At 69.2% G+C, this 23,049-nt stretch carries 25 protein-coding genes, 1 other RNA gene and 1 riboswitch; of the genes, 12 read left to right on the forward strand and 14 right to left on the reverse strand.

Features of this window, described 5'->3' with window-relative positions; all coding sequences use genetic code 11:
- Positions 1 to 13 precede the first annotated feature (13 nt).
- Positions 14 to 1,330 carry a sulfate adenylyltransferase subunit 1 gene (locus LGM42_RS11380; RefSeq protein ID WP_059576771.1) on the forward strand — a complete coding sequence of 439 codons (1,317 nt, stop codon included), beginning with the start codon at positions 14 to 16 and terminating at the stop codon, positions 1,328 to 1,330.
- Between the two features lie 100 nt (positions 1,331 to 1,430).
- Complete coding sequence (gene cobA, locus LGM42_RS11385) at positions 1,431 to 2,180, forward strand: uroporphyrinogen-III C-methyltransferase (RefSeq protein ID WP_059576768.1); 750 nt, start codon at positions 1,431 to 1,433, stop codon at positions 2,178 to 2,180.
- A 121-nt stretch (positions 2,181 to 2,301) separates the two neighbouring features.
- On the opposite strand, the gene LGM42_RS11390 is transcribed toward cobA, so the two are convergent.
- Genes LGM42_RS11390 through lptF form a run of 3 tightly spaced genes read right to left on the reverse strand, consistent with a single transcriptional unit; the run spans position 2,302 to position 4,959 of the window.
- Positions 2,302 to 2,685: a sirohydrochlorin chelatase gene (locus LGM42_RS11390; RefSeq protein ID WP_060311876.1), complete on the reverse strand. Its 384-nt coding sequence runs from the start codon at positions 2,683 to 2,685 to the stop codon at positions 2,302 to 2,304.
- Positions 2,686 to 2,712: 27 nt separating this feature from the next.
- Positions 2,713 to 3,861, reverse strand: a complete 1,149-nt coding sequence (lptG, locus tag LGM42_RS11395; protein WP_059576762.1) for an LPS export ABC transporter permease LptG — start codon at positions 3,859 to 3,861, stop codon at positions 2,713 to 2,715.
- A gap of 3 nt (positions 3,862 to 3,864) precedes the next feature.
- The gene (lptF, locus tag LGM42_RS11400; RefSeq protein WP_059576759.1) at positions 3,865 to 4,959 is read right to left on the reverse strand and encodes an LPS export ABC transporter permease LptF; all 1,095 of its coding nucleotides are present in this window, start codon (positions 4,957 to 4,959) and stop codon (positions 3,865 to 3,867) included.
- Between the two features lie 122 nt (positions 4,960 to 5,081).
- Here lptF and LGM42_RS11405 point away from each other — a divergent pair, with 122 nt between their 5' ends.
- The 3 genes from LGM42_RS11405 to LGM42_RS11415 are packed head-to-tail and all read left to right on the forward strand — an operon-like array spanning position 5,082 to position 7,837.
- On the forward strand, positions 5,082 to 6,593 hold the full coding sequence (locus LGM42_RS11405; RefSeq protein ID WP_060010213.1) for a leucyl aminopeptidase: 1,512 nt from the start codon (positions 5,082 to 5,084) through the stop codon (positions 6,591 to 6,593).
- Positions 6,594 to 6,627: 34 nt separating this feature from the next.
- Positions 6,628 to 7,044, forward strand: coding sequence for a DNA polymerase III subunit chi (locus LGM42_RS11410; RefSeq protein WP_006484796.1), 417 nt, complete (start codon positions 6,628 to 6,630; stop codon positions 7,042 to 7,044).
- A 25-nt stretch (positions 7,045 to 7,069) separates the two neighbouring features.
- Entirely contained in the window at positions 7,070 to 7,837 is a 768-nt protein-coding gene (locus LGM42_RS11415; RefSeq protein ID WP_226232250.1) for a DUF2486 family protein, read from the forward strand.
- A 142-nt stretch (positions 7,838 to 7,979) separates the two neighbouring features.
- Here the strand turns inward: LGM42_RS11415 and LGM42_RS11420 are convergent, their stop codons facing one another.
- Together LGM42_RS11420 and ilvD are read right to left on the reverse strand one after the other, a co-directional pair.
- Positions 7,980 to 8,306 carry a c-type cytochrome gene (locus LGM42_RS11420; RefSeq protein ID WP_059576751.1) on the reverse strand — a complete coding sequence of 109 codons (327 nt, stop codon included), beginning with the start codon at positions 8,304 to 8,306 and terminating at the stop codon, positions 7,980 to 7,982.
- 126 nt (positions 8,307 to 8,432) lie between these two features.
- On the reverse strand, positions 8,433 to 10,106 hold the full coding sequence (gene ilvD, locus LGM42_RS11425; protein WP_226232251.1) for a dihydroxy-acid dehydratase: 1,674 nt from the start codon (positions 10,104 to 10,106) through the stop codon (positions 8,433 to 8,435).
- Between the two features lie 137 nt (positions 10,107 to 10,243).
- Here ilvD and LGM42_RS11430 point away from each other — a divergent pair, with 137 nt between their 5' ends.
- Positions 10,244 to 11,158, forward strand: a complete 915-nt coding sequence (locus LGM42_RS11430; protein WP_226232252.1) for a LysR substrate-binding domain-containing protein — start codon at positions 10,244 to 10,246, stop codon at positions 11,156 to 11,158.
- Positions 11,159 to 11,247: 89 nt separating this feature from the next.
- Positions 11,248 to 12,144, forward strand: a complete 897-nt coding sequence (gene lgt, locus LGM42_RS11435) for a prolipoprotein diacylglyceryl transferase (RefSeq protein WP_059576743.1) — start codon at positions 11,248 to 11,250, stop codon at positions 12,142 to 12,144.
- Between the two features lie 134 nt (positions 12,145 to 12,278).
- Here the strand turns inward: lgt and LGM42_RS11440 are convergent, their stop codons facing one another.
- The 5 genes from LGM42_RS11440 to LGM42_RS11460 form a co-directional block, all read right to left on the reverse strand.
- Positions 12,279 to 13,019, reverse strand: a complete 741-nt coding sequence (locus LGM42_RS11440; protein WP_059576741.1) for an SIMPL domain-containing protein — start codon at positions 13,017 to 13,019, stop codon at positions 12,279 to 12,281.
- Positions 13,020 to 13,199: 180 nt separating this feature from the next.
- On the reverse strand, positions 13,200 to 13,661 hold the full coding sequence (locus LGM42_RS11445; protein ID WP_059576737.1) for an EVE domain-containing protein: 462 nt from the start codon (positions 13,659 to 13,661) through the stop codon (positions 13,200 to 13,202).
- Positions 13,662 to 13,769: 108 nt separating this feature from the next.
- Positions 13,770 to 13,951: non-coding RNA, 6S RNA (gene ssrS, locus LGM42_RS11450), on the reverse strand.
- 81 nt (positions 13,952 to 14,032) lie between these two features.
- Positions 14,033 to 14,347: a cell division protein ZapA gene (locus LGM42_RS11455; protein ID WP_011352906.1), complete on the reverse strand. Its 315-nt coding sequence runs from the start codon at positions 14,345 to 14,347 to the stop codon at positions 14,033 to 14,035.
- Positions 14,344 to 14,694: an ATPase gene (locus LGM42_RS11460; protein WP_006478092.1), complete on the reverse strand. Its 351-nt coding sequence runs from the start codon at positions 14,692 to 14,694 to the stop codon at positions 14,344 to 14,346. Before LGM42_RS11460 ends, LGM42_RS11455 begins: the two co-directional genes overlap by 4 nt.
- Positions 14,695 to 14,848: 154 nt before the next feature.
- Positions 14,849 to 15,098: riboswitch (cobalamin riboswitch) on the forward strand.
- 41 nt (positions 15,099 to 15,139) lie between these two features.
- On the opposite strand from LGM42_RS11460, the gene LGM42_RS11465 reads away from it, so the two are divergent.
- The 5 genes from LGM42_RS11465 (at position 15,140) to cobC (ending at position 19,519) form a co-directional block, all read left to right on the forward strand.
- A complete protein-coding gene (locus LGM42_RS11465) occupies positions 15,140 to 16,255 on the forward strand; it encodes a FecCD family ABC transporter permease (protein ID WP_059646292.1) in 1,116 nt (371 codons plus the stop codon).
- A complete protein-coding gene (locus LGM42_RS11470) occupies positions 16,252 to 17,067 on the forward strand; it encodes an ABC transporter ATP-binding protein (protein WP_226232253.1) in 816 nt (271 codons plus the stop codon). The genes LGM42_RS11465 and LGM42_RS11470 overlap by 4 nt, the downstream gene beginning before the upstream one ends.
- 61 nt (positions 17,068 to 17,128) lie before the next feature.
- On the forward strand, positions 17,129 to 18,184 hold the full coding sequence (gene cobT, locus LGM42_RS11475) for a nicotinate-nucleotide--dimethylbenzimidazole phosphoribosyltransferase (protein WP_226232254.1): 1,056 nt from the start codon (positions 17,129 to 17,131) through the stop codon (positions 18,182 to 18,184).
- 13 nt (positions 18,185 to 18,197) lie between these two features.
- On the forward strand, positions 18,198 to 18,950 hold the full coding sequence (locus LGM42_RS11480) for an adenosylcobinamide-GDP ribazoletransferase (protein ID WP_226232329.1): 753 nt from the start codon (positions 18,198 to 18,200) through the stop codon (positions 18,948 to 18,950).
- Positions 18,935 to 19,519: an alpha-ribazole phosphatase gene (gene cobC / locus LGM42_RS11485; RefSeq protein WP_226232255.1), complete on the forward strand. Its 585-nt coding sequence runs from the start codon at positions 18,935 to 18,937 to the stop codon at positions 19,517 to 19,519. The genes LGM42_RS11480 and cobC overlap by 16 nt, the downstream gene beginning before the upstream one ends.
- A 92-nt stretch (positions 19,520 to 19,611) precedes the next feature.
- Here cobC and LGM42_RS11490 read toward each other — a convergent pair whose 3' ends face one another.
- Genes LGM42_RS11490 through cobU form a run of 4 tightly spaced genes read right to left on the reverse strand, consistent with a single transcriptional unit; the run spans position 19,612 to position 23,039 of the window.
- Positions 19,612 to 20,538 carry a cobalamin-binding protein gene (locus tag LGM42_RS11490; protein WP_226232256.1) on the reverse strand — a complete coding sequence of 309 codons (927 nt, stop codon included), beginning with the start codon at positions 20,536 to 20,538 and terminating at the stop codon, positions 19,612 to 19,614.
- Positions 20,535 to 21,554, reverse strand: a complete 1,020-nt coding sequence (cobD, locus tag LGM42_RS11495) for a threonine-phosphate decarboxylase CobD (RefSeq protein WP_226232257.1) — start codon at positions 21,552 to 21,554, stop codon at positions 20,535 to 20,537. The genes LGM42_RS11490 and cobD overlap by 4 nt, the downstream gene beginning before the upstream one ends.
- Positions 21,547 to 22,491, reverse strand: a complete 945-nt coding sequence (cbiB, locus tag LGM42_RS11500) for an adenosylcobinamide-phosphate synthase CbiB (RefSeq protein WP_060311900.1) — start codon at positions 22,489 to 22,491, stop codon at positions 21,547 to 21,549. Before cbiB ends, cobD begins: the two co-directional genes overlap by 8 nt.
- The gene (gene cobU / locus LGM42_RS11505) at positions 22,485 to 23,039 is read right to left on the reverse strand and encodes a bifunctional adenosylcobinamide kinase/adenosylcobinamide-phosphate guanylyltransferase (protein WP_089465055.1); all 555 of its coding nucleotides are present in this window, start codon (positions 23,037 to 23,039) and stop codon (positions 22,485 to 22,487) included. Before cobU ends, cbiB begins: the two co-directional genes overlap by 7 nt.
- Positions 23,040 to 23,049: the final 10 nt, after the last annotated feature.

Genomic DNA, 23,049 nt, shown 5'->3' on the forward strand with positions numbered 1-23,049 from the left:
GGACATTCACATCATGAGCATCATCGAGAACACCGAAGACCTCGGCGTGCTGCGCTTCATCACCGCGGGCAGCGTCGACGACGGCAAGAGCACGCTGATCGGCCGCCTGCTGTACGACAGCAAGGCCGTGTTGTCCGACCAGCTGTCCGCGCTGTCGCGCGCGAAGAACAAGCGCACGGTCGGCGACGAGCTCGACCTCGCGCTGCTGACCGACGGCCTCGAAGCCGAGCGCGAGCAGGGCATCACGATCGACGTCGCGTACCGCTACTTCGCGACCGCGAAGCGCAAGTTCATCATCGCCGACACGCCGGGGCACGAGCAGTACACGCGCAACATGGTCACGGGCGCGTCGACCGCGCACGCGGCGATCATCCTGATCGACGCGACGCGCGTGACGATCGAGAACGGCGTCGCCGATCTGCTGCCGCAGACCAAGCGCCACAGCGCGATCGTCAAGCTGCTCGGGCTGCAGCACGTGATCGTCGCGATCAACAAGATGGACCTCGTCGACTACAGCGAGGCGCGCTTCAACGAGATCCGCGATGCGTACGTCGCGCTCGCGAAGCAGCTCGGCCTGACCGACGTGCGCTTCGTGCCGGTGTCGGCGCTCAAGGGCGACAACATCGTCGGCGCGAGCGAGCGCATGCCGTGGTACGCGGGCGAGCCGCTCCTCGACGTGCTCGAGTCGCTGCCGGTCGAGACGCAGGCGCATGACGCGCTGCGCTTCCCGGTGCAGTGGGTCGCGCGCCAGGACGGCAGCTCGGCCGACGATTTCCGCGGCTACATGGGCCGGATCGAGTCGGGCGAAGTGAAGGTCGGCGATACGATCGTCGTGCTGCCGTCGAACCGCACCGCGACGGTCGCCGAGATCATCGCACCGGTGCCGGGCGGCACCGCGGCCGTGCCGCATGCATTCGCGGGGCAGACGGTGACGATTCGCGTCGAGGAAGACGTCGACGTGTCGCGCGGCGACATGTTCGTCACGACCGCCGAGCCGGTCGAGCCGGCGAAGAAGCTCGAGGCCGACCTGTGCTGGTTCGACGAGGCGCCGCTGTCGCCGCAGCGCAAGTACCTGCTGAAGCAGACCACCAGCACGGTGTTCGCGAAGATCGGCGCGGTCAAGCAGGTGCTCGACGTGCATACGCTGTCGCACGCGACCGATCGTCAGGAACTGAAGATGAACGACATCGGCCGCGTGGCGCTGACGCTGCAGAAGCCGATCGTTTGCGACACGTACGATGCGCACCCCGGTACGGGCGCGTTCGTGCTGATCGACGAGGCGACGCATCACACGGTCGCCGCCGGCATGATCCGGGCGTTCTCGGCATAACGCGCATGAGCGGCATGACCGGCGTTCAGCGCCGCCCACGCGGCGGCGCGCGCCGGCCGGCATCCGCATGAGCATGAGCACGACTAGCGAAGCGACAAACATGGGCAAGGTGTATCTGATCGGAGCAGGGCCGGGCGCCGCGGACCTCATCACGGTGCGCGGCATGCGGCTGCTCGAGCAGGCCGACGTGGTGCTGCACGACGCGCTCGTCGAGCCGGCGATGCTCGACTACGCGCCGAACGCGCGCAAGATCGCCGTCGGCAAGCGCTGCGGGCAGCGTTCGACCGCGCAGCACTTCATCAACAAGCAGATCGTCGACGCGGCGCGCGAGCATGCGTGCGTCGTGCGGCTGAAGGGCGGCGATCCGATGCTGTTCGGCCGCGCGGAAGAGGAAATGCGCGCGCTCGAGGCGGCAGGCATCGACTACGAGGTCGTGCCGGGCATCACCGCGGCGCTGGCCGGCGCGGCGACGCTGAAGCGGTCTCTGACGCTGCGCGGCGTGTCGCGCAGCGTCGCGTTCGCGACGCACAGCCGCGCACCGGGCAGCGACGAGATCCGCGAGGCCGCGCGCGCCGATTCGATCGTCTACTACATGGGCCGCGACAGCGCGCCCGGCATCGCACAGCAGCTGATCGACGCGGGCCGTGCACCCGCGACGCCGGTCGCGATCGTCGAGGCGTGCAGCACCGCGCGCGAGCGCACGCTGACGCTGACGCTCGCGCAGATGGCCGCGGGCGACGCGCAGGCGTGGCTCGACCCGGCCGAACCGAGCCTGCTGATGATCGGCGATGCGTTCGCCGAACGCGTACGGATCGCGAAAGAGGGCGACGCGTTGCGCAATGCCGCTTGAGTCGGCGGAGCGGTCCGCGTGACAGGCGATGCGGCGATGGGTCCGATAGGTGAAAAAAAGCGCTGGCTACCGAAGCCAGCGCTTTTTTGTTTGGGCTTGCCGCTACGGCTCGCCGCTTCGCTCACGCGTCGCGATCGATCTGCTCGATGCAATAGCGCGCGACCGCGTCGAGCACGCCGTCGTCTTCGCCGACGGCCGTCGCGCAGCGGATGTCGACGCCCGGATGCGCGGCGCGGCATGCGTCGACGAGTTGGGGCAGGTCGCGGCGCACATGGCCGCCCTGGCCGAAAAAGACCGGCACCACGGTGATGCGCGTGCAGCCGGCCGCGGCTTGCGCGGCCACGGCCTCACCGAGCGACGGCGTCATCAGTTCGAGGAACGCGAGCGACACCTGCGTGGCAGGGGAGCCGGCGCCGCGCAGCCGCGCGGCGAGCCGCTCGAACGGCTCGGCCCAGCGCGGATCGCGGGCGCCGTGGCCGAACAGGACGATACCGTGCGAATGCATGTCGAAGCCTCCGTCGCGACGCGGCGCTCAGTGCCGGTCGACCCACTTGAGCGCGAACAGGCCGAGCGCGAGATAGATGAGGCCCGGCGTCGCGGCGGTCAGCGGCGCGGGCCACGTGTTCAGCGTGCCGATGTGCGAGAACAGCGTGTTGAGCAGCTGGAAGCTCATGCCGAGCATGATGCCGCCGAACACCTTCACGCCGACCACGCCGGCCCGCGTGTGCAGGTACGCGAACGGCAGCGACAGCACAAGCATCACGAATACCGCGAACGGATACAGCAGCTTGCGCCACAGCGCGATGTCGTAGCGCTGCGTGTCCTGCTGGTTCTCGCGCAAATGCTGGATGTAGCGGAACAGGTTGATGATCGACATGCGCTCCGGCGACACGAGCAGCACCGACAGGATCTGCGGCGTCAGGTCGGACCGCAGCCGGTATTCGGGCAGCGACACCTGCTGCGACCGGTACACGGGGTTCAGCGCATCGGCCGGCTGGCCGCTGACCGGCTTGATCGGCGTCAGCTCGGTTTCGGTCACGCCCGTCAGCAGCCAGTGGCCGGGCGGCTCGTAGCGGCCGGTCTGCGCGATCCGCACGTTCTGCAGCTGGAATTTCGAATCGAATTCGTAGATGCGCACGTTGCTGATCGTCGAATCGGGCGACAGGCTGCCGACGTTGACGAAGCGCGTGACCTGCTCGCCGTTCTCGCGGGCCGCGAGCGTGTCCTTCACCCACACGCCCGACTGGAAGTTCGACGACACCGACGCGCCGAGCGCCTGCAGCCGCACGCGCTCGGACAATTGATCCGCGTACGGCCCGACGAATTCGCCGATCAGGTAGGTGACGATCACGAGCGGCACGCCGATCTTCAGCAGCGAGCGCAGCGCCTGGTTGGTCGCGAGGCCCGACACGCGGAAGATCGTGAATTCCGAGTTCGCGGCCATCTGCGCGAACACGTAGATCGCGCTGATCAGCGCGGCGACCGGGATGATCTCGTAGAAGCGCGACGGCGTCTGCAGCGCGACGCGCAGCACCGCGTAGCCGAACTTGTAGTTGCCGTGCCCGACCGAGTTCAGCTCGCTGATCAGGTCGAAGAAGAAGAACAGGCCGGAGAACGCGAACAGGATGAAGATGAACGTGACGTAGATCTGTCGCGCGAAGTATTTTTCATAGAGCCGCATCGATCATGCTCCCGAGCGGCCGAACAGCGCGCGTGTCAACAGCGGACGATTGCGCACGCGCAACCAGAAAATGAATGCGACGATCGCCGCGACGAGCACGTGCAGCCCGACGAGACCGACGCCGAACGACATCTTGCCCTGCTCGATCTGCGCCTGCACGACGTTCAGCAGGTTCGAGTACGTGAGGTAGATCAGCACGGCCATCACGAGATTGATCGTGCGGCTGCGACGCGGGTTCTGGTACGAGAGCGGGATGCCGAGCACCATCAGGTTGATCGCGATCAGCGGCAGCCCCGCGCGCCACGCGAATTCCGCGAGGTTGTCGCGCGTCGGGTTGCGCAGCAGGTCGGGGGTGGGCGTGCTGTTGGTGGTCTGCACGTTGACGACCGGCTTGCTCGTGATCTTCACGCCGTAGCGCTCGAACTCCATGATCTTGAAGTTCGGCTGGCCGGGCGTGCCGTCGTAGCGGCGGCCGTCCTCGAGGACGACGAAGCGATCGCCGTCCTTCGAGGTTTCCGTGTGGCCCGTCTGCGACACGACCACGTTGAGCTTGCCGTTTTCCGTCGACGTGACGAATACGTTCTGCACCTTGCTCTGGTCGGGCGACATCTTCTCGATGAAGAACACGCGATGATTCGCGGCCGATTCGCGGAACTGGCCCGGCGCGAGCAGCGAGATCTCGTCGCGCTGCTGGAAGCGCGCCTTGATCATCTTGCTCTGCTGGTTCGACCACGGCCAGCCGACGAACGCGAAGAAGGTGATCAGCAGGATGATCGGCGTGGCGAACACGCCGATCGGCTTGATGAGGCGCGTGAGACTCACGCCCGACGCGAGCCACACCACCATTTCGGAGTCCCGGTACCACCGGGTCAGCACGAACAGGATGGACACGAACAGCGTGACGACGAGCATCACGGCGAGGTAGCCGATCACGGTCAGGCCGATCAGCACGAGCACGTCGCGCGGATCGATTTCGCCGGACGCGGCGTAGCCGACGATGCGAATCATCATCGTCGTGAGCATGATCGTGAGCAGCACCATGAACACGGCGCCAGCCGTATACGCAAGCTCGCGCTGGAGGGAGCGTTCGAAGATCATTCTTGATGAGAAGAGGGCGGGAGGCTGCGCACGCGTGGTGGAGCGCTCGCGCCGCCACGGGAAAAATAGCGGATAATTGCGGCTTTCATCCTTAGCCCAGATTTTATCCGAGGACAAGCGCGATGGACTTTAGCATAAAAGGCTGTGATTGGAGCAAAGGCGAGGCCAAGGGGTTCCTGACCGGGAAGTCCGACTGCATCGTGCTCGGCATCTTCGAGGCGCAGACCCTGTCGGGCGCGGCGCTCGACATCGACACGGCCACCAAGGGATTGATCTCGCGCGTGGTGAAGGCCGGCGACATGGACGGCAAGCGCGGCAAGACGCTGTTCCTGCACGAAGTATCGGGCATCGGCGCGTCGCGCGTGCTGCTCGTCGGGCTCGGCAAGCAGGATGCTTTCAATCAGAAAGCCTATAACGACGCGGTCACCGCCGCGTGGCGCGCGCTGCTGGCGACCAAGGTCGTCCAGGTCACGTTCTCGCTCGCGCAGCTGCCGGTCGACGAGCGCAGCTCCGACTGGGGCGTGCGCGCCGCGATCCTCGCGCTGCGCAACGAGACCTACCGCTTCACGCAGATGAAGAGCAAGCCGGAACCGGCGTCGCACACGCTCAAGCGCGTCGTGTTCAGCGTCGACCCGGCGGACGAGAAGGCCGCGAAGGTCGCGATCAAGCAGGCCGTCGCGCTCGCGAACGGGATGGATCTCACCCGCGATCTCGGCAACCTGCCGGGCAACGTCTGCACGCCGACCTATCTCGGCAACACCGCGAAGAAGATCGCGAAGGATTGGGGCCTGAAGGCCGAAGTCCTCGGGCTCAAGCAGATCCAGGCGCTGAAGATGGGGTCGTTCCTGTCGGTCGCGCGCGCGTCGGTCGAGCCGCCGCAGTTCATCGTGCTGCACTACCAGGGCGCGGCCGCGAAGGCCGCGCCGGTCGTGCTGGTCGGCAAGGGCATCACGTTCGACACGGGCGGCATCTCGCTGAAGCCGGGCGAGGGCATGGACGAGATGAAGTACGACATGTGCGGCGCGGGCTCGGTGCTCGGCACGATCCGCGCGGTCGCCGAGATGGGCCTGAAGATCAACGTCGTCGCGATCGTGCCGACCTGCGAGAACATGCCGGGCGGCAACGCGACGAAGCCGGGCGACATCGTCACCAGCATGAAGGGGCTGACGATCGAGGTGCTGAACACCGACGCCGAAGGCCGCCTGATCCTGTGCGACGCGCTCACGTATGCCGAGCGCTTCAAGCCGGCCGCCGTGATCGACGTCGCGACGCTGACGGGCGCGTGCGTGATCGCGCTCGGCGCCCACAACAGCGGGCTGTTCTCGACGAACGACGCGCTCGCGGGCGAACTGCTCGACGCGTCGCGCGAGGCGAACGACCCGGCATGGCGCATGCCGCTCGACGACGAGTACCAGGAGCAGCTGAAGTCGAATTTCGCGGATCTCGCGAACATCGGCGGGCGTCCGGCCGGCGCGGTGACCGCGGCGTGCTTCCTGTCGCGCTTCACGGAGAGCTATCCGTGGGCCCACCTCGACATCGCGGGCACCGCATGGAAGGGCGGTGCCGCGAAGGGCGCGACGGGCCGTCCGGTGCCGTTGCTCGCGCAGTTCCTGATCGACCGCGCCGGCCAGTGATGGCGGTACCGACGACGCAGCGGGTGCGCGGGCAATGACGCGGATCGATTTCCACTCGAACGTCGGCGATTCGCTCGCGTATGCGTGCCGGCTGCTGCGCAAGGCCTATCAGGCCGGGCAGCCGGTCGTCGTGCTCGCCGAGCCCGCGCGCCTGCGCGCGCTCGACGAGCGGCTCTGGACGTTCTCGCCGCTCGATTTCATCCCGCATTGCGGCGTCGACAGCGAGCACGCAGCCGGCACGCCGATCGTGCTGGCCGCCGATCTCGATCGCGCGCCGCATCACCACGTGCTGCTGAACCTCGGCGCGACCGTGCCCGCGCAGTTCGCCCGCTTCGAGCGCCTGCTCGAAGTGGTCGGCAACGCGCCGGACGAGCTGGCCGCGGGCCGCGACCGCTACCGGTTCTACCGCGACCGCGGCTACGCGCTGAACAATTACAAGCAGGGCGGCTAGCCGCAACCGTCGACGGAGTGTTCCCGTGACAGAAGCCGATTCATCCTCGATCCCGACGCTGACCGACGTGCTGGTGCCGGGCAAGCCGGCGCCGGCTCGCTCGTCCGCATCGGCCGCCGTGTCCGCGTCGGCCGCACCCCTGCCGCACGACAGCGCGGCGATTCCGGTGCTCACCGACGTGATCGTCCCCGGCGCAGGCGCCGCGCCGGCTCCCCCGAAAATCGAAGCCGACCCCGAATCCGTCGTCGTCGAACCCGTGCCGACGCCGCACGTCCCGGCTGTCGAGTTGCAGGGAGACGTGGTGACGCCTGCGGATGCGGGCGAGACCGATGCGCCGGCCGAACCGGGCGCCGCCGGGCACGTGGTTGCCGAAGAGGCGGCGGCGATGACGGCGCCGCTGCGCTCGTCGCTGGTCGATGAGGGGTTGCCGCAGCCCACGTTCGCCGCGATTGCGCGCGAGGCGGCCGTGCACGCGCCCGAGACGGCAGTGCCGCACGCGGGCCCGTCGGGCACCGCACCGCTGCCGGACGCACCCGCCGCGGCCGCGCTCACGCCCGAGGATGCGCAGCACATCGCCGAACGGCTGCGCCATCGCCTGACGAACTATCTGACCGGGGCGGGGCGCGAGGCCATCGAAGCGCGTTGTCGCGATGCGCTGCATGAACATTCGGCCTGGCTGGTCGGCCAGGTCACGCGCGAAGTCGCACTTGCACTGGAAACCGAGGTGATGGACTGGGTGCGCGATGCGGTCGATGAAGAAATCGCCCGCCGTCGCGCCGGTCATGCCGGCTGAACGGCCCTCGTTCGCGACGGTGAAAAAGAGGGAGCGGCCCGGTAAGGGCCTGCGAAGCCGGCGGTGAGGCGCCGGTCCGCCGGTCAGGGCCGCCGGCCTGCGACGCGCTGCACGGCATGGGCACGCCGCGCGGGTATCCGCGTCAGCGTACCGACAGCACCCACTGGGCAAGCGTGTGCGCTTCGGCGCTCGTCAGTTGCGTATTGGCGGGCATCGGCACGCTGCCCCATACACCGACGCTGCCTTTCACGATCGATTGCGCCAGATAATCGACGGCGTCGCCGCGCGCCGCGTACTTGCCGGCGATGTCGTGGAACGACGGCCCCATCAGCGGCTTGCCGACGGCATGGCAGGCCATGCAGTTCTTGCGTTGCGCCAGCGCGAGCCCGCCGGCCTGGTCGGCACGGGCCGCCGCAGCGCTGCCGGTCAGCAGCGTGGCGAGCAGCACGCGCAATATCGTCTGTTTCATGCGGTTCTCCGCCGGCGGGGACGGCCGGCTTCATGGTCCGCGCATTATAGAAGCAAAGGGGAAGCACGTTTTGCGCGTTCCCCGGCCGCGCCGTTTATCGGGGTCGTATGCGGTGCGCGCCCCGTATCAGCCTGTGACCGCCCCCTGGTTCGCCGGCCGGGCGAGCGCCGCGAATTTCGCGAGCACCCCGCGCGTATAGCGCGGCGCCGGCTGTTGCCACGCGGCGCGGCGGCGCGCGAGTTCCGCATCGTCGACGTTCAGTTGCAGCAGCAGCCGGTGCGCGTCGATCGTGATCGAATCGCCTTCCTGCACCAGCGCGATCGTGCCGCCGACGAATGCCTCCGGCGCGACGTGGCCGACCACCATGCCCCAGGTGCCGCCCGAGAAGCGGCCGTCCGTGATGAAGCCGACCGATTCGCCGAGCCCCTTGCCGATGATCGCGGAGGTCGGCGCGAGCATTTCCGGCATGCCCGGGCCGCCTTGCGGGCCGAGGTAGCGCAGCACGAGGATGTCGCCCGCGCGGATCCGGTCGCCGAGGATCGCGTCCATCGCGCTCTGCTCGTCGTCGAACACGCGCGCCGGGCCCGTGATCACCGGGTTCTTCAGGCCGGTGATCTTCGCGACCGCGCCGTCTTCCGCGAGATTGCCCTTCAGGATCGCCAGATGGCCTTCCTTGTACAGTGCACGGTCGATCGGGAAGATGACGTCCTGATCCGCGCGCGGCACGGCCGGCACGTCCTTCAGTTCGTCGGCGATCGTGCGGCCGGTGATCGTCATGCAGTCGCCGTGCAGCAGCCCCGCATCGAGCAGGATCTTCAGCACCTGCGGAATCCCGCCGGCCCGGTGCAGGTCGGTCGCGACGTACTTTCCCGACGGCTTCAGGTCGCAGATCACCGGCACACGCTTGCGGATGCGCTCGAAGTCGTCGATCGTCCAGTCGACCTCGGCCGCGTGCGCGATCGCGAGATAGTGCAGCACCGCATTGGTCGAGCCGCCGGTGGCCATGATCACCGACACCGCGTTCTCGATCGATTGCTTCGTGATGATGTCGCGCGGCTTCAGGTCGCGCTTCACCGCCTCGACCAGCACGCGCGCCGATTCGGCGGCCGAATCGACCTTCTCCTGGTCGGGGTTCGCCATCGTCGACGAATACAGCAGCGACATCCCGAGCGCCTCGAACGACGAGCTCATCGTGTTCGCGGTGTACATGCCGCCGCACGAACCCGACGTCGGGCACGCGTTTTTCTCGACGCCTTCGAAATCCTCCTGCGACATCCGGCCCGCGGTGAACTCTCCGACGGCCTCGAACGCCGACACGATCGTCAGGTCACGGCCTTTCCAGTTGCCCGGGCGGATCGTGCCGCCGTACACGTAGATGCCCGGCACGTTCAGGCGCGCGAGCGCGATCATGCCGCCCGGCATGTTCTTGTCGCAGCCGCCGACCACCACGACGCCGTCCATCCACTGGCCCTGCACGCAGGTTTCGATGCAATCGGCGATTACTTCCCGCGACACGAGCGAGTACTTCATGCCTTCGGTACCCATCGACATGCCGTCCGAAATCGTCGGCGTGCCGAAGATCTGCGGATTCGCGCCGGCCGCCTTCACGGCCTCCACGGCCGCGTCCGACAGCCGCTGCAGGCCGGAATTGCACGGCGTGATCGTCGAATGGCCGTTGGCGATGCCGATCATCGGCTTGTCGAAATCGTCCTTCTGGTAGCCGAGGGCGTAATACATCGAGCGGTTCGGCGAACGGGCCACGCCTTGCGTGATGTTTTTAGAGCGGCGGTTGTACGACATGGGGAGCTCCATCGTTGTTTTGGCGACGCCGGCGCGAACGGCGTGCCGGTTCGGATCAGTCAAGAATGGAGTGTCCGGTTTGGGATGTCCAATATATTATTCATCGCCTATTAAGTCGTTTTGCGAATGAGATGAACATGGCCGAACCCACGCCCGACCTGCGCCAGTGGCGCTATTTCGCGACCGTCGCCGACGAGCGCCATTTCGGCCGCGCGGCCGAGCGCCTGTCGATGACGCAGCCGCCGCTGTCGCAGGCGATCCGCGCGCTCGAGGATGCGCTCGGCGTCGCGCTGTTCGTGCGCACCAAGCGCTCCGTGGCGCTGACGGCGGTCGGTGCGGCGCTGCTGCCGGACGTGCGCCGGCTGCTGGCGTCGGCCGATGCGCTGCCGCCGCTCGCGCGGCGGCTCGCGCGAGGCGAGGCCGGCTCGCTGTCGCTCGCGTTCGTGTCGACCGCCGATTACGGGCTGTTGCCGTCGTTGCTGCGTGCGTTCGGCGCGCGCTATCCGCAGGTGCGGCTGCAGCTCGCGGAAGCGACGAGCGACGTGCAGATCGACGAACTCGTCGCCGGGCGCATCGACGCCGGGCTCGTGATTCCGCCCGTGCCGCCGCGTCATGCGGCCGGGCTGTCGTACCTGCCCGTCGTGCGCGAGCCGCTGGTGGTCGCGATGCCGGCCGGGGCGTCCGACGCGCCCGAGGACGCGCCCGTGCAGCTCGCCGAGGTCGCCGCGTTGCCGCTCGTGATCTTTCCGCGTCGTTTGGCGCCCGGCTTTTATGACATCATTACGGGCTGCTACGGCGCGGCGGGGGAACCCCCGCGCATCGGCCAGGAGGCAATCCAGATGCAGACGATCGTCAGCCTCGTGTCGGCCGGCATGGGCGTCGCACTCGTGCCGCAATCGCTGCGTAACCTGCGGCGCACCGGCGTGGTCTACCGGCCGCTCGCCGGCGTGGCGCCGGTCGTCGAGACGGGCCTCGTGTGGCGCACCGGCGACGTGAGCCCCGTGCTCGCCGGCTTCATCGACGTCGTGCGCGCGCAGGGCCTCGCCACGTGACGTGAACGACGGCGCGCGATCGCCGTCCAATGCGCGGTCCTGCATGTGTGCGACGGCCGCACCGTATTCGAAAACTTCTTCGCTAACCCATGATCATTCACCCGAATTTCGACCCCGTAGCGATCCATCTCGGGCCGCTGGCCGTGCGCTGGTACGGCCTCATGTATCTCGTCGCCTTCATCGCGGCGATCGTCGTCGGCCGGATCCGCCTGAAGCTGCCGCACGTCGCGGCGCAGGGCTGGACCGCGAAGGACATCGACGACATGATGTTCTACGGCGTGCTCGGTACCGTGCTCGGCGGCCGGCTCGGCTATGTGCTGTTCTACAAGGCCGATTTCTACTTCTCGCATCCGCTCGACGTGTTCAAGGTGTGGGAAGGCGGCATGTCGTTTCACGGCGGCTTCCTCGGCGTGACGCTCGCGATGGCGCTGTTCGCGTGGCAGCGCAAGCGACACTGGCTGCAGGTCACCGATTTCGTCGCGCCGATGGTGCCGACGGGGCTCGCGGCCGGGCGGCTCGGCAATTTCATCAACGGCGAACTGTGGGGCCGCGTGACCGATCCGACAGCGCCGTGGGCGATGTTGTTCCCGGGCGCGATGCGCGACGATGCGGCATGGCTGCCGAAACATCCGGAACTCGTCGAGAAGTGGCATCTCGCCGACGTGTTCATGCAATACCAGATGCTGCCGCGCCATCCTTCGCAGCTCTATGAAATCGCGCTCGAAGGTATCGCGCTGTTCTTCGTGCTGTTCCTGTTCGCGCGCAAGCCGCGGCCGATGGGCGCGATATCGGCGCTGTTCCTGATCGGTTACGGCCTCGCACGTTTCACGGTCGAGTTCGCGCGCGAGCCCGACGACTTCCTCGGTCTGCTGGCGCTCGGCCTGTCGATGGGGCAGTGGCTGTCGTTGCCGATGATCGTCGCGGGTATCGCGATGATGGTCTGGGCGTATCGCCGCCGCGCGGCGAACGCGAATGCGGCCGCATGAGGTGGCTGCACGAGGTGGCTGCATGACGCGGTATCGATGCACGCGGGATCGGCGCGAGCATCGATACCGGATGCGGATGAAAAACGCCGGCCCTCGGGCCGGCGTTTTGCGTTTCGGCGACTGCGCGATGCGCGTTACTTCATCTGCACCGAGCCGTTGACGGTGACCGACACGGTGGCCTTGCCGCCTTCGACCGCGATCGGCGCGCTCATCTTCGCGCTGTCCATCGGCGCCGCGGCCATCGCCATCATGCGCGGGTACGGCTGCACGTTGCGGCCGCTGCCGACGTTCACGTCGCGGATCGTGTAGCTGCTGTAGCCGAACGCCTTCGCGGCTTCGTCCGCGCGGGCGCGGAACGACTTGATCGCCTCGGTCGTGAGCTTCTGCTCGGCCGCGCGCTGCGCTTCCGGCGACAGCGAGAACTCGACGTTCGCGACCTGCATCAGGTTCGACAACTGGCCTGCCAGCTTCGACGCCGCGGCGAAATCGCGCGATTCGAGCGCAACCTCGGTGCGGCCGCGCCATGCGGAGATCTTGCCGTCGCGATCGGTGCTCGGATATACGGAGAACGCGCCCGTGTGCGCGGTGACGCCCGATACGCCCTTGGCCTGCGACAGGGCCGCGTCCGCACGCTGGTTCAACTGCGCGGTGAGGCTGCCCGGGTCCTTGGCCTGCTGCTCGTAGAACAGCGTGATGTGGATGATGTCCTGTGGTACGTCGGCGCTCGCCTGCGACGAGAGCGACAACACACCCGCCGGCTCCGGAAAGTGCGGGTTCGCCGTCTGGGCGTGTGCGGCGGGCGACGCGAGCGTCAGCGCGACGGGGACGGCGGCGGCGAGGGCGAGCGACAGCGCGAGTGCGGATTTCTTGGTCATTGTTGGACTCCTTGTGCGAGGGCGCGCACGCGGATCACGCGTGCGCGACGCGGGCGTGCCGCGCGACGAAAAAACGACAGCCGGCCCGATCGGCCGACAGCGGTTGCTTAGGCCGCGCGAACGTGCCGCGAGTTCCGTGACGGCAGGGTGTACTGACCAGATTTGACCTTTGGCGCGCGCCTACTTCATCAACTTTTCGGTGATGAACCGCCATTCGGCGCGCGTGACGGGCGTGATCGACAGCCGGTTGCCACGCGCGAGCACGCGCATGTCGGCGAGTTCGTCGTGCTCGCGCAGCGCGGCGAGCGGCACGAGCGGCGATTTCTTCACGAAGCGCACGTCGACGAGCAGCCAGCGTGGCGCTTCCCGCGTCGATTTCGGGTCGTAGTAGGGGCTTTTCGGATCGAACTGCGTGGGATCGGGGTAGGGCGTCGACGACACTTCGGCGAGGCCGGCGATGCCTGGCTCGGGGCAGCTCGAGTGATAGAACAGCACGCCGTCGCCGATCTTCATCGTGTCGCGCATGAAATTGCGCGCCTGATAGTTGCGCACGCCGGTCCACGGCAGCGAGCGCTGCGGTGCGTTGGCGAGATCGTCGATGCTTGCTTCGTCCGGTTCGGACTTCATCAGCCAGTATTGCATGGTCGTGATCGGCGCAGAAGGGGCATGAGGGCCTGCTTGCATGCGCGCGCCGCATGCAAGCAGGCCCTCAAAAAGGAAACGGCATCGGGAACTCCCGATGCCGTTGGATAGGCCCCCACCTTGGCCGCTAGGCCGGCATCCTGAACCTGAGGTTCAGAATTGGTCGCAGTTAGCAGCACTTCGGGTACATCAGACAGAGTGACGCGCGCGCCCGTGCTACAAATTTCCGCAACCGTGCACATGGCATTGGTTCAAGGAATATATGACCTTGGCGAACCAGGCAGGGAAGCTGACTGAACTGTGATTCGATGCGCCAATTTGACCACCGTTGACCGCCGAGATCAAGGGGAATCGACACATCGTTTGAAACGTTACTGCGTCTCGTGCTGTGCGAGCACCGCGCCGAGCTGTTCGTTCATCTGGTGCATTGTACGACGGATTTCCTCGGCCGGAAATGCTTCACCGTGCCGCACGCTCGTTTGCAGCCGCAGCAATTCCGATGCAAGCGACAGCGCCGCCATCACCGCGATGCGATCGGTGCCGCGCACCGAACTGTTCGAGCGGATTTTCGACATTTCGGCGTCGACGCGCGCGACCGCTTCGAGCAGCGCCGCTTCGGTCTCGGCCGAACAGGCGAGCCGATAGGCCTGACCGAGAATCGAGACTTCGATCTGCTTGGTGCTCATGCATGTTCTCCGTGGCTGGCCGCGTCATCGCCATCCGTGCGCGCCTGCGCATCGAGCAGGTCGAGCTGGTTGTCGGCTTGCTCCGCGCTCTTCGAGCGCGGCAGCTTTTCGAGAATCGCGTTCAGTTTCACCTGGGCGTCGTCGATCTTCGCCGACAACGTGTCGCGCTCGGCCGCGAGCGCATTGCGTTCGTCGCGCAGCTGCGCGAGCTCCGCGCGGACCGTGTCCGCTTCCGCGCGCAATTGCGCGACCTGCTCCTCGAGCGCGAGCCGTTCCGAGTGATAGCGCTTGTTCAGCGAAATCAGACGGCCAATATTTTGAGACAGGGTTTCGAGTTCGTTGAGCATTTGCTGCGTCCTCTAAAGACCCAGCATTTTAGCGCGGAATAACGCGCAATCCGACATCTGTAACGTTTCCAGTCGTAACACCCCTGCTTCTTGCCGCGAATGGGCGCGTCTCGCGCGGGTCCGGACGCTTCCTTGACGCTTGCGCGACCGGCTCCTAAACTGGCGCCGCCTCGGTGCTCGCGCGCAGGACGCGCGGTTAAACGGGAAGCAGGGTGCGGGCTCCACGCGCGCGCCAACCTGCGCTGCCCCCGCAACGGTAAGCGGCCGCGTCGCGTGACGCAGGCCGGCTCGGGCGCGTTTCGCGTGCAGGTCGCACGCGGGCGCGGGCCACTGCGCGTCGTCGCGCGGGAAGGCGAGCCGGACCGCCGCCAGCCCGGATACCGGCCGAGACGGGGAGCCCGCACGGGCTCCATGACGCGCGGCCTGCGGGGAAGCAGGGCGCGCAATGCTTCACGGAACGTTCTTCGATGCCGACCCCAATCGTCCGCCACGCGCCCACGTCGCGCCCGGCCGACTCCCGCAAGCGGATGCGCCGCGCGTCGTGCGTGCGGCCGTGCGCGGCATGAACGCCGCGCGCGCCGCCGCCATCTGGGCCGCGCTGGCCGCCACGGTCGCGCTGCTGTTCGTCGCGTCGCTGTCGATCGGCAGCGTGCCGATGTCGCCGTGGCAGGCGCTCGCGTCGCTCGTGCCGCATGGCGGCGATACCCTCGTTGCCGATATCGTGACGACGCTGCGCCTGCCGCGCGCGCTCGCGGGCTTCGCGTGCGGCGCGCTGCTCGCGCTGGCCGGCGCGTTGTTGCAGGTGCTGCTGCGCAATCCGCTCGCCGAGCCGTACGTGCTGGGCGTGTCCGGCGGCGCGGCCGGCTTCGCGCTCGTCGCGATGATCGCGGGTGGCGCGTGGTGGCTCGTCGACGCATCGGCGTTCGCGGGTTCGCTCGTCTCGGTCGCGCTCGTGCTCGGTCTCGCGAGGCGCGAGGTGTGGCGCGGCGAATCGCGCGATGCATCGCCGCGGCTGCTGCTCACCGGCGTCGTGATCGCGGCGGGGTGGGGCGCGCTCGTCACGCTGTTGCTGTCGCTCGCGCCCGACGCGCGGCTGCGCGGCATCATCTTCTGGCTGACGGGCGACCTGAACGGCGCGACGGCGCCGTGGTTCGCGTGGGGCGCGCTGCTGCTGTGCGCAGGCGTCGCGCTGCCGGCCGCGCCGCAACTGAACGTGCTGCTGCGCGGCGACGCCACCGCGCAAGCGCTCGGCGTACCGGTCGCGCGCCTGCGCGTGCGAATCTATCTCGTCGCGTCGCTGGCCGCCGCGGCCGCCGTGACGACGGCCGGCACGATCGGCTTCGTCGGCCTCGTCGTGCCGCATGCGTTGCGGCTCGCGTTCGGCAACGACCAGCGGATGCTGCTGCCGGCCGCGATGCTCGCGGGCGGCGGCGGCGTGATGGCGGCCGACCTGCTCGCGCGTACCGCGATCGCGCCCGCGCAATTGCCGGTCGGCGTGATGACCGCGTTGATCGGCGTGCCGGTGTTCCTGTGGATGTTGTTGAGGAGACCGATGCGATGACGGGTGCCGCACTGAACGCCGCTGCCGGCGACATGCGCTACGCGGCCGTCGACCTGACGCTGAAGGCCGGCGCGCGCACGCTGCTCGACGGCTTCACGCAAGTGTTCCGCCCCGGCGAGATCTGGTGCGTCGCCGGGCCGAACGGCGCCGGCAAGACGACGCTGCTCGCCACGCTCGCGGGATTGCAGCCGCCCGCTGCGGGACACGTCGAGATCGACGGCCGGCCGCTTGCCGCGTGGCGCCCCGAACGACTCGCGCAGCGCCGCGCGCTGATGCCGCAGCAATTACACGATGCGTTCAGCGCGACCGTGTTCGACACGGTGCTGCTCAACCGCTTTCCGTATCTCGGCGGCTGGGGCTGGGAGCGCGACGGCGACCGCGCGGCCGCGCGCGCTGCGCTCGCGACGTTCGACCTCACCGCGCTCGCGTCGCGCGACGTGATGTCGCTGTCGGGCGGCGAGCGGCAGCGGGTCGCGCTGGCCGCGACGCTGTGCCAGGATGCGCCGCTGATGCTGCTCGACGAACCGCTCGCGCATCTCGACCTGCATCACCAGATCGACTGCCTGACCGCGCTGGCTGCGTGGCTCGCGGCCGGCTCGCGCACGGTGATGTTTTCGTGTCACGACCTGAATCTCGCGCGGCGTTTCGCGACGCATGCGCTGTTGCTCGACGGCCGCGGCCAGGCGTGGGCCGGCCTCGTGCACGACGTGCTGACGCCCGAGCGCGCGAGCGACGCGTTCGGCTATCCGCTCGTGCTGATCCGCGAGAACGGCCGCGATGCGCTGCTGCCGGCGTGGCCTGCGCGACCATGACCTTTCCTGTTCCGACTTTTCCGATGCGCGGCGCATGCCGCGCGCACGACACGGCTCCTCGATGACGACTCCGACCCAATTCCCGCCCGCGATCGCGCCGCTCGACGACGCATTGCGCCAGCGCCTGCAGCATGTGATCGACCACAAGACCAAGCCGCCCGGCAGCCTCGGCCAGCTCGAGGCGCTCGCGCTGCAGATCGGCCTGATCCAGCGCTCCGAGCGGCCGGTCGTGCAGCGTCCCGTGATGATCGTGTTCGCGGGCGACCACGGAATCGCCGCCGAAGGCGTCAGTCCTTACCCGCAGGCGGTGACCGCACAGATGGTCGCGAACTTCCTGGCCGGCGGCGCGGCGATCAATGCATTCTCGGGCGTCGCGCAGAGCACGCTCGAGATCGTCGATGCGGGCGTCGCGTCGCCGCTGCCGCCGTCGGACCGGCTGGTGTCGCTGCCACTCGCGCGCGGCACGCGCAACTTCGCGGCGGAGCCGGCGATGACGCGTGAAGAAGCGATGACGGCGCTGGCGGCCGGCGCGGCGCGTGTGCGCGTGCACGCATCGCTCGGCACGAACGTGATCGGCTTCGGCGAGATGGGGATCGCGAACACGTCGTCGGCCGCTTGCCTGATGAGCCGCCTGCTCGACGTGCCGATCGACGCATGCGTCGGGCGCGGCACGGGCCTCGACGACCAGGGGCTCGCGCACAAGCGCGCGGTGCTCGGCCGCGCGCTCGTCAAGCACTCGCATGCGATCGCGCCGCTCGACGTGCTCGCGACGTTCGGCGGCTTCGAGATCGCGATGATGACGGGCGCGTACCTCGCGGCCGCGAGCGAGCGGATGACGATCCTCGTCGACGGCTTCATCGCGACCGCCGCGCTGCTCGTCGCCGAGCGCATCGCGCCCGGCGTGCGCGACTACTGCGTGTTCTCGCATACGTCGCACGAGGCCGGCCACCGGCGCATGCTCGAACATTTCGGCGCGAAGCCGCTGCTCGCGCTCGACCTGCGGCTCGGCGAAGGCACGGGCGCCGCGCTCGCGCTGCCGCTGGTGCGCGCGGCGGCCGCGTTCCTCGCCGAGATGGCGAGCTTCGAATCGGCCGGCGTCGACAATCGTGACGCCTGAGCGCGCGCGCGGCATGCGGGCCGAACTGCGCTACTTCTTCGTCGCGCTCGGCTATTTCACGCGCGTGCCCGTGCCGCGCTCGATCGGCTACGCGGCCGGCGATCTCGATCAGGCCGCACGCTATTTCCCGCTCGTCGGCGCCTGCGTCGGCGCATGGGGCGCGCTCGTCTATCTCGTTGCACTGCGGGCGCTGCCGGCATCGATCGCGGTCGGGCTGTCGATGGCCGCGACGCTGCTCGCGACCGGCGCATTCCACGAAGACGGCCTCGCCGACAGTTGCGATGCGTTCGGCGGCGGCTACACGCGCGACGACGTGCTGCGCATCATGCACGATTCGCGGATCGGCACGTTCGGCGCGGTCGCGCTCGTGATCGCGCTCGGGCTGAAATGGCAGGCGCTCGCGTCGATGCTGCCGCTGCGCGCCGCATGGACGATGATCGCCGCGCATGCGGCGAGCCGCGCGATGGCCGTGAGCCTGCTGACGACGCTCGACTACGTGCGGCCAGAAGGCAAGGCGAAGCCGGTCGCGCAACGGATGGGTGCACGTGCCGCGTGCATCGCGGCGGTGTTCGGATTGCCGTGGCTGTTCTGGCCGGACTGGCGCATGGGCGTTGCCGCATGCGTGGCGCTCGTGCTGATGCGCGCGTGGCTGGCCCGCTATTTCGTGAAGCGGATCGGCGGCTATACGGGCGACTGTCTCGGTTTCGCGCAGCAACTGGGCGAACTGGCGATCTATCTCGTGGTGCTCGGATGGACGTCGTCCTGATTCGTCATCCGGCCGTCGGCATCGAGCCCGGCGTTTGTTACGGGCGCAGCGACGTGCCGCTCGCCGAACCGGCTGATGACGGCGCACGGGCCGTGCGCGCGCATCTGGCGGAACTGGGGGTGCCGTCGCCGGAACAGGTGTGGACGAGCCCACTGACGCGCTGCGCATCGGTGGCCGAACGGCTCGCGCGGGCGTTCGACGCGCCGCTGCGGCGCGATGGCGACTGGCAGGAAATGGATTTCGGCGCGTGGGAAATGCGGCGCTGGGACGATATCGACCGTGCGGCGCTCGATGCGTGGGCGGCCGACCTGATGCATGCCTGCGCGCACGGCGGGGAAAGCGTCGCGCGATTCGCCGCGCGGGTTGCACGGCAGGCGGACGCGCTTGCGGCGTTCGACGGGCCGCAATGGATCGTCACGCACGCGGGCGTGATCCGCGCATTCGCGTCGCATGTGCTGCGCATACCGCTCGACACGTTGCTCTCGCGGCCGGTGCCGACGGGCGGAGTTGTGTGGCTGCGCATGGAGGATGCCGCGCGAACGTGGGAAGTCGTGCACTGGGACGCATAGGCACGCTTGCGTCTGCATGTGAACGACGCTCTGTCTCGCACACCGTACGCATCCGGGCATCGGTGCGCGATGCATCCGCAGCCCGCCGGAAATCAGCGCGCCGGCCGCCGCGCACGCGCGGCATCCAGATCCTCGCACAGCGCGGCCGCGCCTTGCGCGATCCGCGGCGACGGCCGCGTCAGCAGATCGCCGTCGATCGCGAACAGGTTGTTGCGCGCCACGGCCGTCAGCGCGGGCCACGCGCGCCAGCGCGCGAGGCTCGGCAGCGGTTCGTTCGAACGGGTCGCGCCGGCGCTCGTCGTCACGATCGCTTCCGGATTCGCGGCGAGCACGGCCTCGTCGGTCACGGCGGGCGCCAGCGGCTTGAGCGACGCAAACACGTTGCGGCCGCCGCAGAGTTCGAACACTTCGTTGATCAGGTGCGTGCCGTTGAGCGTCGTCAGCGGGCGATCCCACACCTGGAAGAACATCGTGACGGGCGCGCGTGCCGCGTAGCGTGCGCGCAGGGTGGCGATGTCCCGCGTCAAGGCGCCCGCGGCGGCATCGGCGGTCGATTGCGTGCCGAGCAGCGTGCCGAGCCGGCGCAACGACGACGACACGTCGTCGAGATGTTTCGGTTCGCTGAAGAACAGCGGGATGTGTAGTGCGCGCAGCGCGTCGGTCTGCCGCTGCGCGTTGCCGTGCCGCCAGACGACGATCAGGTCGGGCTTCAGCGCGGCGATGCGTTCGAGGTCGAGCGCCTTGTTGTCGCCGACGCGCGGCACCGCTTGCGCGGCGGGCGGATAGTCGCTGTACGTGACGGTGCCGACGAGCTTCGCGCCGCCGCCGGCCGCGTAGACGAGTTCCGTCGCGTGCGGCGCGAGGCTGATCACGCGCTGCGCGGGCGCGGGCAGCGTGACGGTATTGCCGGCGTCGTCGCGGGCCGTGACGTCGGCGTGGACGAGCGGCGCGTGGGCGAGCGCGGCCAGCAGCGCGGCCGGCGCAAGCCGGCGGAACGGGCGGAACGGGCGCGGACTCATGCCGGGCTCCGCTGCAGCAGCGGCACGCAATGCGCGAGCGCGTCGCCGAGGCGCCGCCATTCGTCTTCGCTGCCCGGCAGGCCGACGCGCACGCTCGACGGGGTCGGGAAGTGCCGCGTCCAGATCCCGCGCGCCGCGAGCGCCGCATGCAGCGCCGCGGCGCGCGGGTCGTCGGTCCAGCTGAAGAGCGGCGTCGCGCGAACCGCGAAGCCGTGCGCGCGCAGCAGCGCGGCCAGTCGTTCGCCGTCGGCCGCAAGCCGCTCGCGGGCGGCAGCTTGCCACGCGCGGTCGGCGAACGCCGCGGCGACCGCGTGGCGCGCGGGGCCGCCGACCGTCCACGCGCCGAGCCTGTCGCGCAATGCGACGATTTGATCGGGGCACGCGAGCACGAAGCCCGCGCGGATCCCGGCGAGCCCGAAGAACTTGCCGACCGAGCGCAGCACGACGAGCCCCGGACGATCGACGTGCGGCGCCAGCGACGGCGTCGCGCCCGTATCGGCGAACGCTTCGTCGACGATCAGCGTGCCGCCGCGCGCGGCCAGTTGCGCATGCCAGCCGAGCAGGCGCCCGGTCGGCACGCATTCGGCGGTCGGATTGTTCGGGCTCCCGACGATGACGTGGCGCAGCGTCGCGGGCAGTGTATCCGCGCGGATGTCGAGCGCGACGACGCGATGGCCGTGGCGCGCGAACGCGGGCGCATATTCGCCATACGCGAGCGCCGCGACGCCGGCCTCGCCGGCCGGCAGCAGCGCGGGCAACGCGCGGATCGCGGCCTGGCTGCCGGCGACCGGCAGCACGTGCGCGGCATCGGGTGCGTGGTAGTACTGCGCGGCGCAGGCCGCGAGGCCGTCGCCGTCGTCGGGCAGCCGGCGCCAGGCGTCGGCCGGCACGGGCGGCACGGGATAGCCGACTGGATTGATGCCGGTCGACAGGTCGAGCCAAGCGTCGTACGGAATGCCGTGGCGGCGGGCGGCCTCGTGCAGGTTGCCGCCGTGCGCGATGGATGAATCAGACATGATGGGTGGCCATGACGATTGCGCCGCTCGCGACCAGCAGCGCGAGCCACAGGGCGAGCGTGCGCGTGACGAGCGACAGCGCGGCGACGATGTGAAGGGCGGTTGCCGTGGCGCCGGTGCCGAGCGCCGGGCGATCCTCGATCTCGCCGTGATAGACGGCCGGCCCGCCGAGCTGCACGTTCAGGCTGCCGGCGCCCGCGGCCATCACGGGGCCTGCATTCGGGCTGTCCCAGTGGCGCGCCTGCGTGCGCCAGCAGCGCCACGCGGCGGCCGTGTCGCCGAGCAGCGCATAGCTCGCGGCGGTGAGGCGCGCGGGAATCCAGTTCAACGCGTCGTCGATGCGTGCGGCGGCCCAGCCGAAGGTCAGGAAGCGCGGCGTGCGGTAGCCCCACATTGCGTCGAGCGTGTTCGCGAGCCGGAACAGCAACGCGCCGGGGCCGCCCGCGACGACGAACCAGAAGAGCGCGCCGAAGATCGCGTCGTTGCCGTTCTCGAGCGCCGATTCGACGGCCGCGCGCGACAGCGCCCCTTCGTCAGCGTTGCTCGTGTCGCGCGACACGATGCGCGCGGTCAGCGTGCGCGCCGCGTCGAGGTCGCGCCGCAGCAGCGCGGCGGCGATCGGCGCGACGTGGTCGGCGAGGCTCTTCGCGCCGAGCGCGAACCACAGCAGCGCGACGTGCAGCGCAGCCGCGAACGGCCACGGCAGCATGGCGACGAGCCATGCCGCGACGGCCACCGGCGGCACGACGGCCGCGAGCCACGCGGCGACGCCGACCACGCGGCCGCGCCGCCCCGTGTTCAGCGCGGCTTCGATGCGCGCGGCCAAGCGGCCGAACGCGACGAGCGGATGCCAGCCGGCCGGCTCGCCGATCGCGCGGTCGACGAGCGCGGCCGCGACCGCGAGCATCGCGACGACGGGCAGCGACAGCATCAGCATGACGGGGCGCCCGCCTTGAGGTCGAGCGGCAGCCCGGCAACCAGCAGCGTGACGCGCGTGGCGAGCGCCGCCACGCGCTGGTTCAGGCGGCCGAGCTCGTCGACGTAGCGGCGCGTGACGGAGCCGAGCGGCACGACGCCGAGCCCGATCTCGTTGCTGACGACGATCACCTTCGCGCGTGCGCCGCGCAACGCGCGTTCGAGCCGTTCGACCTGCGCCGCGTACTGCGCATCGTCGAGCGGTTCGCCGTCGGCGGGGCACAGCAGGTTCGTGAGCCACAGCGTCAGGCAGTCGACGAGCAGGCAGGCGTGCGGATCGTCGAGCCGCGCGAGCGTGCCCGCGAGATCGACGGGCGCGTCGGCGAACCCCCATTCGGCGGGCCGGCGCGCGCGGTGATGCGCGATGCGCTGTTCGAACTCGGCATCGGCGGCGGTCGCGGTTGCGATGTAGGTGACGGGGCGGCCGCTGGCGGCGGCGAGCCGCTCGGCATGCGCGCTCTTGCCCGAGCGCGCGCCGCCGAGGACGAAGGTGAGGTCGTGCGGAATCATCGCGTGATTG

The organism is Burkholderia sp. AU39826, assembly GCF_020419965.1.
GTDB classification, from domain to species: Bacteria; Pseudomonadota; Gammaproteobacteria; order Burkholderiales; family Burkholderiaceae; genus Burkholderia; species Burkholderia semiarida.